Consider the following 13087-nt stretch of genomic DNA (forward strand, 5'->3'; position numbering starts at 1 on the left):
CTCTTCCTTAAAACTCATACTACATACACAAGGAAAACATTGTGTGGGAAGTGAATGTTTTGGAAAAAACAATCTACATTCGCATGCGGAACCGTGTTCAAGCAAAGCCTGAAGAAAGAGTTTTATTGAAGGATGTCGCCCAGATTATTGCCCCAGATGCTGTGCTTTCAAGTTTAAAAGAAATGCTTGTTCACCTGGTAACAGAAATGGATCGAAATATTATCGTTATTGATGTTATGCATATCATTCAGTTGATAACAACTAAGTTCGGGGACATGGAGGTTCAAACGATAGGCCCTGCGCAGACCATCATTGAAGTAACAAATAAGAAAAAAGGAATATCTATTCCTTTTTTTCTGCTAATTTGGTTTCTATTATTTTTTGGATCAGCCATGGCGATTATGAATTTTCATGATGATGTAAGTATGAAGAGTGTCCAGGAAAAAATTTACACCATTATTACCGGAAAAAATGAAGCAAAACCATTACTCTTTCAAATCCCTTATTCAATTGGTTTAGGCCTCGGCATGATTTTATTCTTTAATCATTTTTTTAAGAAGCGTTTAAATGATGAACCCAGTCCACTTGAAGTAGAAATGTTTAATTATCAAATGGATTTAGATAATTATGTGATTATCCATGAAAATAAAGAAAGTATGAAACGCGTTAATGACGATTAAAATTGTATCGATCATATTTTTAGGATTAGCAAGTGGATTAGCCGTTGGGTCGGGATTTGTAGCGTTTCTAACCGTTCTTGGAATTATCCCAAGACTTACTCAGCTGACCAAAACAATGAAAATGATTCAACACTATGAATGGGCAGTTGTGATTGGTGCGATTAGCGGTGTGCTCGCAAGCTTAAGGGACCCGCTCCTTCCTATTTCAGCCTATTTTTTGATTCCGCTTGGTATCAGCGGGGGAGTGTTTGTTGGCATGTTGGCAGCTGCTCTTACGGAGGTTTTAAATGTTCTGCCAATCCTCGCTAAACGGATTAGGTTAGATGGAGAAATTGTCATTTTAATTATGGCAATTGTATTAGGAAAAATCTTTGGATCCATTTTTCAATGGCTTTATTTTGTACATATTAAGTAAACTTCTCCATGAAAGGACATCACAGGATGAGTAATCGGAGGCGTGTTATTTTAATTACTGACGGTGATGAATACGCAAAGAAAGCTGTCGAGCATGTTGCCAAGGAAATAGGCGGCCGCTGTCTTTCCATGTCGCAAGGGAATCCGTCTAAATTAACAGGTGCTGAGCTTGTCCGATTAATAAAAAAAACTCCGCATGATCCAGTACTGGTGATGTTTGATGATAGTGGAATTGTAGGGGAAGGATATGGTGAAAATGCCCTAAAATATGTGGCATTACATAAAGATATTGAAGTATTGGGAATTATAGCAGTGGCAGCAAAATCGCATCATGAGGAATGGACGAGAGTAGATATAAGTATCGATCGCGATGGCGAATTAACGCCCTATGGAGTTGATAAATACGGTATACCAGAACTTGAAATCGGCAGAATAAATGGAGATACTGTTTACTGTCTTGATGAATTGAATGTACCGATAATTGTTGGAATAGGCGATATTGGTAAAATGGCCCGGCGTGACTCCTACAAAGTAGGGTCGCCCATTACGAAAAAAGCAGTAGAACTTATACTAGAAAGGAGTGGCTTCCATGACAAGAAGTAAGGAGCATATTTGGCCGATACCGGAATCCGTCTATGAAATTGAAAATTATATGAAGCAACGAGTTGGACTGGGGAAAAGCTTTGATTTAGGTATACGGAAATTAATCATCCTCAAAAAAGAAGTCAATATTTATTATGTAAATGGTCTATGTGATACCAGTTATATCATCCAGTTAATTAAAGAATTAGTAGAGATTAATGATCATGAAAAATTATCGACGAACCTTTTCAAAGTTATTGATAATCGGCTTATCAACCAATCTGTTGAGCGAATTAAAGATTTAGATCAGCTTGTCCTAAAGGTACTTTCCGGTCTTATTGTTGTGGTAATGGATGGCGAAGATACTGCCTTTGCAATTGACGTAAGAAGCTATCCTGGGCGTTCGCCTCAAGAGCCTGACACCGAAAAGGTTGTAAGAGGATCAAGAGATGGCCTAGTAGAAAACATCATTCTAAATACTGCATTAATCAGAAGACGAATTCGTGACGAGCGACTACGTTTTGAAATGTTAAAAGTTGGAGAGCGGTCACGAACAGATGTATCATTAGCCTATTTAGAGGATGTGGCAGACCCTGATTTAATTAATATATTAAGAAAAGAGCTAAATGCCATTAGTACTGATGGAATTCCGATGGCTGATAAAACGATCGAAGAATTCTTAGTAAAACAAGGGTTCAATCCATTTCCTCTAGTTAGGTACACAGAGAGGGCAGATGTGGCAGCAACTCATATTCTTGAAGGACATGTAATCATCATTGTCGACACCTCGCCGAGTGTAATCATTACACCAACGACCTTCTTTCATCATGTTCAGCATGCGGAAGAGTTTAGGGAATCACCGGCAATGGGAACATTTTTGCGCTGGACGCGTTTTTTAGGGGTTTTGACGTCTATTTTACTGCTCCCGCTTTGGCTGTTATTTGTCTTAGAACCATCCTTATTGCCTGAAAAACTAGCCTTTATTGGACCAAATGAACAAACGAATATACCTGTAATTATTCAAATATTTTTAGCGGATTTTGGAATCGAATTTTTAAGATTAGCCGCTATTCATACCCCTACACCGTTATCGACAGCAATGGGTTTAATTGCAGCTGTATTAATTGGACAAATTGCGATTAGTGTTGGTCTATTTGTTCCCGAAGTAATTCTTTATGTGGCTGTTTCTGGTATCGGTTCTTTTACAACACCAAGCTATGAGTTAAGCATTGCTAATAAGATGGCTAGATTAGGTTTGTTAATCTTAGTTGCGCTGTTCCATACACCTGGGTTTGTCATTGGTACCACCCTTTTGTTTATCTTTATTGTTAGGATGCGTGCTCTTAATACACCATACTTTTGGCCATTTCTTCCGTTCGAGCCTAAAGGATTTATGCAAATTATTTTTCGACGAGCAATTCCGGGGTCAATCCTTAGACCAAGCATTGTCCACCCTAGGAATCGTTACCGTCAGCCTCCAAAAGCCAATGAGAAATGATTGCGGAAATTTCTCTGTTATGCTAAAGTATTTTTAATTAAATATTCAATAGAATGCAAAAAAATAGGCAGTTTCTATGCGGATTCTGTCTATTTATTTATTATCTTTTGTGATTGTCTACATAAAATGTAGTGAGTCGTTACGGAGAGAGGGAAGGGAATGTTTTTTTACGGAACAACAGGTGTAAATAAAAACGGGAATTTAGAAATAGGCGGTGTGGATGCCCTCGAGCTGGCACAGCAATTTGGGACTCCGTTATATGTTTATGATGTAGCATTAATGAGAGAAAGAGCGCGTGGGTTTAAACAGACTTTTGATGATCAGCAAGTAAAGGCTCAAGTTGCATATGCCAGTAAAGCATTTTCAACAGTTGCCATGGTTCAGCTGGCAGAAGAAGAAGGATTATCACTGGATGTTGTCTCCGGCGGCGAATTATATACAGCGATTGCTGCTGGATTCCCAGTGGAGAGAATTCATTTTCATGGAAATAACAAAAGCAGAGAAGAATTAGAAATGGCATTGGAGCATAGAATTGGCTGCATTGTCATTGATAATTTTTATGAGATGGAACTTTTAAAAGCGATCTGTTTAGAGAAAAAGGCCAATGTAAATATTTTATTAAGGATTACGCCGGGAATTGAAGCCCATACCCATGATTATATTTTAACAGGTCAGGAGGATTCCAAATTTGGTTTCGACCTGCAAAATGGACAAGCGGAACAGGCCTTAACATCCGCTCTCCAATTTGAACATTTTAATGTCCTTGGACTTCATTGTCATATTGGCTCACAAATTTTTGAAACCACGGGTTTCTTGCTGGCAGCTAAAAAAATTGTTGAAAGAATGTCGGATTGGAAAAACAAGTTATCCTTTGAAGCAGAGGTTTTAAATTTAGGCGGAGGGTTTGGCATTCGATATACAAAAGAGGATGAACCAATTCCGCCAGCGCAATATGTTAGTGAGATAATAAAAGAAGTAAAAAATTTGACTGCACAATACTCGCTAAAAATGCCGGAAATATGGATTGAACCAGGACGTTCGCTAGTCGGTGATGCTGGTATTACTCTATATAGAGTCGGGTCTTCAAAAGAAGTTCCTGGGGTTAGAAAATATTTAGCAGTGGATGGCGGGATGAGCGATAATATCCGTCCAGCCCTTTACCATGCAAAATATGAGGCAGTTCTTGCTAATAAGCCCTTGGCACAGCCGAATGAAACAGTTTCGATTGCAGGGAAATGCTGTGAATCCGGAGATATGTTGATTTGGGATTTGCCTTTACCTGAAACGGACGATGAGGATATTCTGGCTGTATTTTGCACAGGTGCCTACGGCTATTCCATGTCAAACAACTATAACCGCATACCGCGTCCGGCTGTCGTTTTTGTTGAAAACGGCAAGGCTACTCTTGTCGTAAAAAGAGAGTCGTACGAGGATTTAATCAGACACGATCTACCACTAAGATAGAAAAAAGCTGCCGTATCTTCGGCAGCTTTTTCAACTTTATTATGAAAAGAGCGATTTAATGGCATCAATGAGCGAAATGAAAAATTGTTTTAATTTTTCTAAAAATCCTTGCCCTTCCTCCGATTGAAGGAATTTTGAAATGCGGTCTTTTGCTTTATTTAGCTGATCCCCTACCTGATTCCAGTCAATGTCCAAACCCTTTAGCTTATTAAAAAGGTCAATCAAGCGTTTCATTTGTTCTTCAGTTAGGGTAATGTTTAATTCCTTAGCTGCCTGTTCAATAATGCTTCGCAATTCTGCATCATTTTTTGGTTTATTCTTGGCGATTTCCTCTTTTACTTTTGCGATTAATGCTGCCGCATTTTTTTCACCGATGGAATCACCAAGCTTGGCAGTTTCGACCATTTCCTGGTTAGCAGCCTGCTTTACTTCCTCAGGAATCGCTTTATCTGCCGAGATTTCATATGCTTTAATAATTCCTGTTAAAGCTGCGGTTCCTGAAACAGAAATTGGAGCTGTAATGTAAATGTTGGCATCCTTGACCCCTGCAGTAATAAGGGCGTTGACAAACATTTCATCGGTTACCCAATTTATATTCTTTGTTTTAACCGTTATGCCGGCACCTTTGGGAGCAATGGTGATGGATGAGGAAGAAATCGCCTTTGTTCCGATGAGTGATTTGGCTACATATTTCCCTAAGTATTGATGCTCCTCCTGATTCGATACGGTCACGATTTGAACATCCTTTGGAGCATTCATTTCTGCGAGTAGTGAGTCCTTTTGTTCTGCTGTTAAATTTTCACCCAATGTTACAATCATGTCACCTTCAGCCAAATCCGCAAAGCTTTGGATAGGGAATGTGAACATAATAGCTGCCATTAGGAGAATAAGAATTTTTTTCATGTTACCCTCCTTGAAAAATACCTTACCTTAATAATATATCCGATTTCATTAAATATAACGAAAAAAACGATTTAGAAGTTTCATAGAATGAAAATTTAATTAATAGAGGAAATGGATTATTTTTGTCAAATGGTGTAGAATGAAGGTCGAGCAAGAACTCTTTTTGGAGGAACCTTTTTCATGAAAAAAAGCAACTGGATATTGTTTGGTATTCTTATTGGTCTTTCTGTTATCTGGGGAATCATTTATTGGATGTTTATTGGACCAAAGCAATAGTAATATTTCTCATTGATGATTGTCCTAGAATTATGTATGATGGTGGTTAGTGAAACATTATAATTTTAACTACATATAATGAATAAATGTTTATTATTGATTAATTAGGAAAAAATATACTATTGTTAAACCAATATTTTCATCGGTTTATTTAATATAATGAGGGATCAAAATGTTAATTCGATACAAGAAAGCATTCGAAAAAATTGCAATGGGTTTATTGTCTTTTATGCCGAATGAAAAGGACTTAAAGAAACTTCAGCAAACGATGAAGGAATATGAAACAGAAGAGAATTGGCAGCTGTTTTTATGGAAGGAAGAAGATATTATTGGGCTTCTTGGCGTTCTATATCATCGTGATACAAATGCTCTTGAAATACAGCATATTTCCGTAAATCCCTCACATCGCTTTCAAGGGGTTGGAAAGAGGATGGTTCAAGCACTCAGAGAAATGTATGGAGATAGAGAAATAATTGCAAATGAAGATACAGCTCCTTTTATTGAAAAATGTAACTTTTGCTAGTTTCAAAAAATAGAGCAGCGAATATCTTATTCGCTGCTCTTTCGCATCTTTAAAGACCGATATCTTTCCTCAATGACCTCTGTTCTGTCCCTTAATCTATGGCGGTCGACCAGTTCCACGTTGGTAATATCACTTTTTTTCCCCCATTGGAAGCCCTGCTCTTCACAAAATAATTTACAACTCTCAATTAGAAAGGGGTCACTAATCGGCAAATTGATGCTCATATATTCTTTTTTCCCTTTGATGACTGATAATTGCTTCATTAATAATTCATGAAGCAGCTGTTGATTAAGGCCAAGACTAGTAACGGAGACTGTTTTTGATTCTAATATTTTTATTGCTTTTTCTAATGTTCTTACAGCCCCATTATAATTTCCGCGGCGGTAATGATAGCATGATACTGCCAATTGTATAAGACCGACCCAAATGGATTCTTTGTTACCTGGGTCAGTTTTTTTCCAAAATTCTTCAAGGATCTCATGACACTCAAAATAATCCCTGTCACCATGAAAGTGGGCTAAAAATTGAACATATTCTATTGGGTACAAGGTATCCCCCCTAAAAAATGAATGTATGTATAGTTTAGCATAAACAATCTAAAAAGCCCGTCAATCATAACGGGCTTCTAGTTCTAATCCATTCTTCAAGGTTTGTGCCTTAGTAAATCCAGGAAGCACCAACAATAATTAATAAAATGAATAGAACTACGATTAAAGCAAATCCGGCACCATATCCGCCATCAGCCATAATAAATACCTCCTAAAAAGTTTTTGTTCTTTACCTTGTCATCATATGTAGGGTATTTGTCCATTGTTTGGGCAGACATCATGATTACATAATAAAGCTGTTATGTTTTGTTTTTTCTATTGGATAACCTAGATTGAATCCTCTATACTATTAATAGTCTAAGTAAAAAGAATTTTGGTGAGAAACGATGCCATATCAGGTGAAAATTGATGCATTTGAGGGACCGCTGGACTTGCTCCTTCATTTAATTAATCGGCTCGAAATTGATATTTATGATATTCCTGTTGCCCAAATTACGGAGCAATACTTGCTTTATATTAAAACCATGAACGAATTAAAACTCGATATAGCCAGTGAGTATTTAGTAATCGCGGCAACATTGCTGGAAATAAAGAGTAAAATGCTGCTGCCAAAGCATGAAGAAGAAACTAATGATGATGTCGATGAGTTTTCGTATGAAGAAGATCCAAGAGATGAGCTTGTAGAACGTTTGATTGAGTACCGTAAATATAAAGAGGCTGCCCATGATTTAAAATCAATGGAAGAAGAACGTGGTCTAATGTACACAAAGCCGCCTAGTGATTTGTCTGATTATGTAAAAGATATACGACCAGAAAAGACAGAGTTAAATGTATCCTTATATGACATGTTAGCGGCTTTTCAAAAATTATTAAGAAGGAAAAAGCTGCAGCGACCGATGGCAACAAAAATTGCACGGCAAGAGATATCAATTGAGAAAAGAATGACAGAAATACTAGATGAACTAAAACAGCTAAAAGGAAGGAAGAACTTTAACGAATTATTTCCTTACCCGGCAAAAGACCATGTTGTCGTCACTTTTTTAGCCATTTTGGAGCTGATTAAAAGAAAAGAAGTTGACGTCGAACAGCAAGAAAATTTCGGTGAAATTTTTGTAGAAGCTGTAAAGAAAGGAGCAAATGTGGTTGGAAATTATTAATTGGAGCAGTATTCTTGAAAGCCTTTTGTTTGCAGCCGGCGATGAAGGCCTTTCACTTAAACAATTAGCTGAGGTCTTAGACATAGATGAAATAAAGGCAAATGAAATTATTGAGGTATTAAAGCAGGAATATGATGAGGATGAAAATAGAGGAATAATTGTTGTTCAGCTTGCGGGAACCTATCAGTTGGCAACGAAGAAGGAAAATGCCCCGTATTTAAAAAAGCTGGTCGATTCCCCTAATAATTCGACTCTTTCTCAAGCCGCCTTGGAGACGCTGGCTATTATCGCCTACAAACAGCCAATCACTCGTGCTGAAATTGAAGAAATTCGCGGTGTAAAAACAGAAAGACCGTTGCATACACTTGTATCAAAAGCATTAATAAAAGAAGTAGGCCGCGCTGAAGGAACAGGAAGAGCTTATTTATATGGTACCACGAAAGAGTTTCTTGATTATTTTGGATTAAAAAGTGTTGATGAGCTTCCTAAGCTTCCGGAAAAAGTGGAGGATGATTTTATTCAAGAAGAAGCAGATTTATTTTTTGAGAAATTCCAAGAAACAATTAACTCTTAAAATACAATCAAATCATCAGAATTTATGCTAAAATAAAAATAAGATTTCAAAATTTTTTAACATGGTTGTGCATTTCGATAAGGAGCGGGATTAAGTTGCTAATTAAAGAGTGTAAAGGGTTCGAATTAGAAAAAGAAAAATCCAATACCTCAGAGGATTTTTTTAACAGAAGTGAAGTGACCTTTATTGAAAATGGGGAAGAAAGGACGCTCCATGTTTTATATGTAAGGTATTTTGATGAGTGTCTCCAAGAATTTACACCGTACACAACGGACCCTATTATGTCAGGACAAGGTCTTGAAGTGACTTTTAAAGATATCGTTGCCCTTGTATGTTTATTGAAAAATCCCGGCTTACGCGGGCGCAAACGTCTTTATCTTAATTCAAAGTATGAATTTGCATCGTATTTTCAAGATATTGATTTTAAAAAATTACCTGAAGTTTTTCAGTCACTTAAGCAGAAAAATAGCCATGAGATTCGTTCTCCGCTAGAGTTTATATTACAGCCTAAATAAATTCAAATTGGATAAATTCCAGGGGGTAAATAATGGGAAATTCATTAGTAAAATCTCAGCTTAATGATGTGAAAGGTTTTTTAACTAAGACCATTACAACATTAGAGGATTTCTTAAATGAAACCACAATTAAAGGGTTCAATCTAGAAAATGAAGAAGATCAATCGTACATTAAATTAATTTTTTCAAATCTAAGAAAACTAATTGTTTATAGTGAAGAAGGTTTGGAGGCTTGTTCCGTTATTTTGCAAAGTGAACCTTTTCAAAAAGCCGCAGCCGAAAAAACTTTATATAAGATTTACCACAATTGCATCGAAGAGTTCTTTGCTCCTAAAAATGATGCTTGGTTCGAAAATAGCCGATCTGCTTATACTGGCAGAAACGCCATTAAATACTATCGGAATGTGCCAGAAGCAGTAAGTCTGCTGATCAAAAGTCTTGAGGGCGAATTCCAGCGGATTAGAGAAGAACTTGAATATTATGAAACAGATTACCGGACAAAAATGATTCAATCTAAATAGAAAAAATGAAAGCTGCCATTGGTTACAGTAATACCAATGGCAGCTTTTTTTGGGTTCTTAATAGACTAAAATTTTCATACTATTTATGTAGATTTACAGCATAAATGGGAGTGGATAACATGGAACGGTTTAGCCGCTATGTGACTGAATTATTTGAATGGAATGAACAAATGAAACAATTTCTTCGTTCAGAAGCAGTCGGTAATAACTCTGAATTATGGGAACAGCTTGATGCATTTACGGAATTAATAGAAGGGACAAATCGAGAGCTGTCTAATGAGGAGCTGCTTTCACTTCAAACGAAAGCAGAGAACATCCATGAACAAATGGAAACCTATTTTAAACGGAAGCAGGAAATCGGGCAGCTTTGGGTAGTTGATAAGACAATTCCGCCTGGAGGACATTCTTTACCGGAGCTATCTTATTCATATAACGCATTGGAGCCGTATATTTCAGAGGAAATTATGAGGCTTCACCATGACAAACACCACCGTTCCTATGTCGACGGTTTGAATAAGGCCGAACTTAATCTCAAAAAGGCAAGAGAAACGAATGATTTTTCGCTTATTAAGCATTGGTCAAGGGAACTCGCTTTTCATGGATCGGGTCATTACCTTCATACAATTTTTTGGAAAAATATGAGCCCAAATGGTGGCGGAAATCCCCATGGACCTCTTAAAGAGGAAATAGAAAATTATTTTGGCAGCTTTACAGCTTTTAAAAAACAGTTTTCTGAAGCGGCAAAGCAAGTGGAAGGAGTCGGCTGGGCGCTATTGGTCTGGTCACCAAGAGCAAGGCATCTGGAAGTTTTACAATCCGAACGGCATATGCTTTTAACCCAGTGGGATACCATACCACTGCTTGTTTTAGATGTTTGGGAGCATGCCTATTATCTTCAATATAAAAACAAGCGGGCAGACTATGTAGATAATTGGTGGAATGTTGTGAACTGGAGCGATGTTGAAATGAGATTTGAAAAAGCAGCAGATATAAAATGGCCGGCTTTTTAGGTACTTGGAATGGCAACTGCCAATTGGCAGCTTGCCTTTTTCTATGGGTTATTGTCATAACAAGCCTTGTCCTGCATAAACTTTTATAAAATAAAAGAAGGGGACGAGGTAAATCTAATGAGAATGATTTCAAAGCTAGTCATTTTTTTCCTCATGGTCTCAATACTCGTTGCTAACATTCCTCAAAAGGTGGATGCTTCCCTTGGAGTAAGTGCTGCAAGTGCTGTACTCATAGAGCAGAAGACTGGACGAGTCCTATATGAAAAAGATGCGCACACAAAAAGGAGAATTGCCAGTATAACGAAAATCATGACGGCAGTTCTGGCGATTGAATCAGGAAAAATGAATCAATATGTTAAAGTCAGTGAGCAGGCAACCCGTGCCGAAGGGTCATCGGTTTATTTAAAACCTGGAGAAAAAATTAAACTGAGTGACTTGGTATATGGGTTGATGCTAAGATCCGGAAATGATACCGCAGTAGCCATCGCCGAATATGTGGGCGGTAGTGTTGATGGCTTTGCCTATTTAATGAATCAAAAGGCCAGGGAAATCGGAATGTTTGATACTCATTTTTCCAACCCGCATGGACTTGATGACCATGAGGATCACTATTCCTCTGCCTATGATATGGCTATTTTAATGCGTTATGCGATGCAAGATAAAACGTTCGCGAAAATCTCGGGGACAAAGGTACACCGGGCCCCTAACCCAACAGAAGCATGGGATCGTGTTTGGAAGAACAAAAACCGGCTGCTGACAAAATATAAATATGCCACAGGTGGAAAAACCGGCTATACAAAGCTGGCAAAAAGAACGCTTGTAACAACCGCAACAAAAGGGGATATGAGTTTAGTAGCCGTTACCTTGAATGATTCCAATGATTGGGATGACCACATCTCCATGTACGAAGATGGCTTTAGAAACTATGATATGGCTGAGGTTATAGAAAAGGGGAAAATTAATGTAACGACCAATAAGGTGTATAAAAATCATTTGTTTGTAAAAAAAACAATTGTGTATCCTGCTACGAGCGAGGAAATGGATTTATTTTCAGTGAAATATAAATTGAACAAGCCAGAGAAAAAATGGAACATTGGAAAGAAAACCGAGCAAATAGTTGGTAAGGCTGCCGTCTATTTGGATGGCAGAATGGTTACTGAAACTCCTATTTACTATCAAAAAGTAAAAGAAGAGAAGCAAGGGCTGCTTGATTCTGTTAAAGAAATTTTCTATTCCATTATAGGTGTGAACGCAAATGGTTAATTATATATGGGTTTTCATGACTATCGTTGGGATCGTTTTCGCGGCTTTTAACGGAACAATGGAGGCAGTAAATAAGGCAGTGTTTGATGGAGCTAAAGAGGCTGTGACCCTATGTATCGGATTAATCAGTGTCCTTGTCTTTTGGCTTGGAATGATGCGGATTGCTGAGGAATCGGGCCTCCTCGAACGGTTGTCGAAGCTATTCCGGCCTCTTGTAAAGATCCTATTCCCGGATGTACCAGCCAACCACCCTGCAATGGGGTATATATTGTCCAACATGATTTCTAATATGTTCGGTTTGGGAAATGCGGCCACACCTCTTGGCATAAAAGCAATGGAAGAATTAAAAAAGATAAATGGCGGGAAAAATACAGCGAGCAGGTCCATGGTCACCTTTTTAGCCATCAATACTGCAAGCATAACAATTATTCCAACCACCGTTATTGCTATCAGGATGAATTATAAATCCATTTCCCCAACAGAAATTGTTGTTCCTACCATAATCGCTACTATACTTTCAGCAATAGGTGCCATTCTCATAGATCGTTATTTTTATTATCGCAGAAGCCGAAAAGGGTGAACTATATGGGGCTGATTTCGGGGCTTTCGCTTACTTTTATCCCACTGTTAATCGGATTTATTCTATTATACGGAACTTTTAAACAAGTTCCAACCTATGAAAGTTTTGTTGAAGGCGGCAAAGAGGGGATAAAAATTGCCATTACCATCATTCCCTTTCTAGTCGGCATGCTCGTAGCCATCTCCATATTTCGGGCCTCAGGAGCATTAGATGCTTTAATGCATTGGATTCGTCCTTTTATGAAGTCAATTGGAGTACCAGCTGAAATCGTGCCGTTATTGTTCATTAGACCAATTTCTGGCACAGCTGCACTTGGAATGACAAGTGATTTAATTGCTGTATACGGGCCAGATTCCTTTATTGGCAGACTTGCTTCGGTGCTGCAAGGAAGCACAGATACTACATTTTACGTATTAACCGTTTATTTTGGTGCAGTTGGGATAAAAAAAATGGGAGATGCTTTAAAGGTAGGACTCCTCGCCGATGTATTCGGAATCATAGTTTCAATTGTTGTTGTAGTCCTAATATTTGGAACAAAGTAGGTTCTCTTGATTGAATCTACTTTTTTAATGCGTATTC

The 13087-nt window shown here is 37.8% G+C and carries 17 protein-coding genes; 14 read left to right on the forward strand and 3 right to left on the reverse strand.

Annotated elements, in window-relative coordinates:
- Positions 1-59: 59 nt before the first annotated feature.
- From LC455_RS13635 to lysA, 5 genes are all read left to right on the forward strand, one after another.
- The gene (locus tag LC455_RS13635; protein ID WP_223591574.1) at positions 60-680 is read left to right on the forward strand and encodes a stage V sporulation protein AA; all 621 of its coding nucleotides are present in this window, start codon (positions 60-62) and stop codon (positions 678-680) included.
- Positions 670-1095: a stage V sporulation protein AB gene (locus tag LC455_RS13640; protein ID WP_223591575.1), complete on the forward strand. Its 426-nt coding sequence runs from the start codon at positions 670-672 to the stop codon at positions 1093-1095. The genes LC455_RS13635 and LC455_RS13640 overlap by 11 nt, the downstream gene beginning before the upstream one ends.
- 26 nt (positions 1096-1121) lie before the next feature.
- Positions 1122-1697: a stage V sporulation protein AE gene (locus tag LC455_RS13645; RefSeq protein WP_223591576.1), complete on the forward strand. Its 576-nt coding sequence runs from the start codon at positions 1122-1124 to the stop codon at positions 1695-1697.
- Positions 1684-3174 carry a spore germination protein gene (locus LC455_RS13650; RefSeq protein ID WP_223591577.1) on the forward strand — a complete coding sequence of 497 codons (1491 nt, stop codon included), beginning with the start codon at positions 1684-1686 and terminating at the stop codon, positions 3172-3174. Before LC455_RS13645 ends, LC455_RS13650 begins: the two co-directional genes overlap by 14 nt.
- A 159-nt stretch (positions 3175-3333) precedes the next feature.
- Positions 3334-4638 carry a diaminopimelate decarboxylase gene (gene lysA / locus LC455_RS13655; protein WP_223591578.1) on the forward strand — a complete coding sequence of 435 codons (1305 nt, stop codon included), beginning with the start codon at positions 3334-3336 and terminating at the stop codon, positions 4636-4638.
- 39 nt (positions 4639-4677) lie between these two features.
- Here the strand turns inward: lysA and LC455_RS13660 are convergent, their stop codons facing one another.
- Positions 4678-5541, reverse strand: a complete 864-nt coding sequence (locus tag LC455_RS13660; protein WP_223591580.1) for a DUF1002 domain-containing protein — start codon at positions 5539-5541, stop codon at positions 4678-4680.
- Between the two features lie 448 nt (positions 5542-5989).
- Between LC455_RS13660 and LC455_RS13665 the strand changes: the two genes are divergently transcribed.
- Positions 5990-6340 (forward strand): GNAT family N-acetyltransferase, encoded by a 351-nt coding sequence (locus LC455_RS13665; protein ID WP_223591582.1) that lies wholly within the window; start codon positions 5990-5992, stop codon positions 6338-6340.
- A 26-nt stretch (positions 6341-6366) separates the two neighbouring features.
- Here LC455_RS13665 and LC455_RS13670 read toward each other — a convergent pair whose 3' ends face one another.
- Positions 6367-6888: a DUF309 domain-containing protein gene (locus tag LC455_RS13670; RefSeq protein WP_223591583.1), complete on the reverse strand. Its 522-nt coding sequence runs from the start codon at positions 6886-6888 to the stop codon at positions 6367-6369.
- 109 nt (positions 6889-6997) lie between these two features.
- Complete coding sequence (locus tag LC455_RS13675) at positions 6998-7087, reverse strand: YjcZ family sporulation protein (protein ID WP_223591584.1); 90 nt, start codon at positions 7085-7087, stop codon at positions 6998-7000.
- Between the two features lie 187 nt (positions 7088-7274).
- Here LC455_RS13675 and LC455_RS13680 point away from each other — a divergent pair, with 187 nt between their 5' ends.
- The 8 genes from LC455_RS13680 to LC455_RS13715 all read left to right on the forward strand — a co-directional run bounded on the left by LC455_RS13680 (position 7275) and on the right by LC455_RS13715 (position 13050).
- On the forward strand, positions 7275-8045 hold the full coding sequence (locus LC455_RS13680; RefSeq protein ID WP_223591585.1) for a segregation/condensation protein A: 771 nt from the start codon (positions 7275-7277) through the stop codon (positions 8043-8045).
- Entirely contained in the window at positions 8032-8619 is a 588-nt protein-coding gene (gene scpB / locus LC455_RS13685) for an SMC-Scp complex subunit ScpB (protein ID WP_317851437.1), read from the forward strand. Before LC455_RS13680 ends, scpB begins: the two co-directional genes overlap by 14 nt.
- 95 nt (positions 8620-8714) lie before the next feature.
- Positions 8715-9134 (forward strand): hypothetical protein, encoded by a 420-nt coding sequence (locus LC455_RS13690; protein WP_223591587.1) that lies wholly within the window; start codon positions 8715-8717, stop codon positions 9132-9134.
- A gap of 32 nt (positions 9135-9166) precedes the next feature.
- Positions 9167-9655, forward strand: a complete 489-nt coding sequence (locus tag LC455_RS13695) for a YpuI family protein (RefSeq protein WP_223591588.1) — start codon at positions 9167-9169, stop codon at positions 9653-9655.
- A gap of 119 nt (positions 9656-9774) precedes the next feature.
- On the forward strand, positions 9775-10665 hold the full coding sequence (locus LC455_RS13700) for a superoxide dismutase (RefSeq protein ID WP_223591589.1): 891 nt from the start codon (positions 9775-9777) through the stop codon (positions 10663-10665).
- A 117-nt stretch (positions 10666-10782) separates the two neighbouring features.
- Positions 10783-11928 carry a D-alanyl-D-alanine carboxypeptidase family protein gene (locus LC455_RS13705; RefSeq protein ID WP_223591591.1) on the forward strand — a complete coding sequence of 382 codons (1146 nt, stop codon included), beginning with the start codon at positions 10783-10785 and terminating at the stop codon, positions 11926-11928.
- Positions 11921-12508 (forward strand): nucleoside recognition domain-containing protein, encoded by a 588-nt coding sequence (locus LC455_RS13710; protein ID WP_223591593.1) that lies wholly within the window; start codon positions 11921-11923, stop codon positions 12506-12508. The genes LC455_RS13705 and LC455_RS13710 overlap by 8 nt, the downstream gene beginning before the upstream one ends.
- Positions 12509-12513: 5 nt before the next feature.
- Positions 12514-13050, forward strand: coding sequence for a spore maturation protein (locus tag LC455_RS13715; protein ID WP_223591595.1), 537 nt, complete (start codon positions 12514-12516; stop codon positions 13048-13050).
- Positions 13051-13087 lie beyond the last annotated feature (37 nt).

The organism is Neobacillus bataviensis, assembly GCF_019969725.1.

Coding starts and splice junctions, on each gene's coding strand:
- LC455_RS13640 (WP_223591575.1), top strand. CDS start 670: ATGACGATTAAAATTGTATCGATCATATTTTTAGGATTAGCAAGTGGA.
- LC455_RS13645 (WP_223591576.1), top strand. CDS start 1,122: ATGAGTAATCGGAGGCGTGTTATTTTAATTACTGACGGTGATGAATAC.
- LC455_RS13650 (WP_223591577.1), top strand. CDS start 1,684: ATGACAAGAAGTAAGGAGCATATTTGGCCGATACCGGAATCCGTCTAT.
- lysA (WP_223591578.1), top strand. CDS start 3,334: ATGTTTTTTTACGGAACAACAGGTGTAAATAAAAACGGGAATTTAGAA.
- LC455_RS13660 (WP_223591580.1), bottom strand. CDS start 5,541: ATGAAAAAAATTCTTATTCTCCTAATGGCAGCTATTATGTTCACATTC.
- LC455_RS13665 (WP_223591582.1), top strand. CDS start 5,990: ATGTTAATTCGATACAAGAAAGCATTCGAAAAAATTGCAATGGGTTTA.
- LC455_RS13675 (WP_223591584.1), bottom strand. CDS start 7,087: ATGGCTGATGGCGGATATGGTGCCGGATTTGCTTTAATCGTAGTTCTA.
- LC455_RS13680 (WP_223591585.1), top strand. CDS start 7,275: ATGCCATATCAGGTGAAAATTGATGCATTTGAGGGACCGCTGGACTTG.
- LC455_RS13695 (WP_223591588.1), top strand. CDS start 9,167: ATGGGAAATTCATTAGTAAAATCTCAGCTTAATGATGTGAAAGGTTTT.
- LC455_RS13700 (WP_223591589.1), top strand. CDS start 9,775: ATGGAACGGTTTAGCCGCTATGTGACTGAATTATTTGAATGGAATGAA.
- LC455_RS13705 (WP_223591591.1), top strand. CDS start 10,783: ATGAGAATGATTTCAAAGCTAGTCATTTTTTTCCTCATGGTCTCAATA.
- LC455_RS13710 (WP_223591593.1), top strand. CDS start 11,921: ATGGTTAATTATATATGGGTTTTCATGACTATCGTTGGGATCGTTTTC.
- LC455_RS13715 (WP_223591595.1), top strand. CDS start 12,514: ATGGGGCTGATTTCGGGGCTTTCGCTTACTTTTATCCCACTGTTAATC.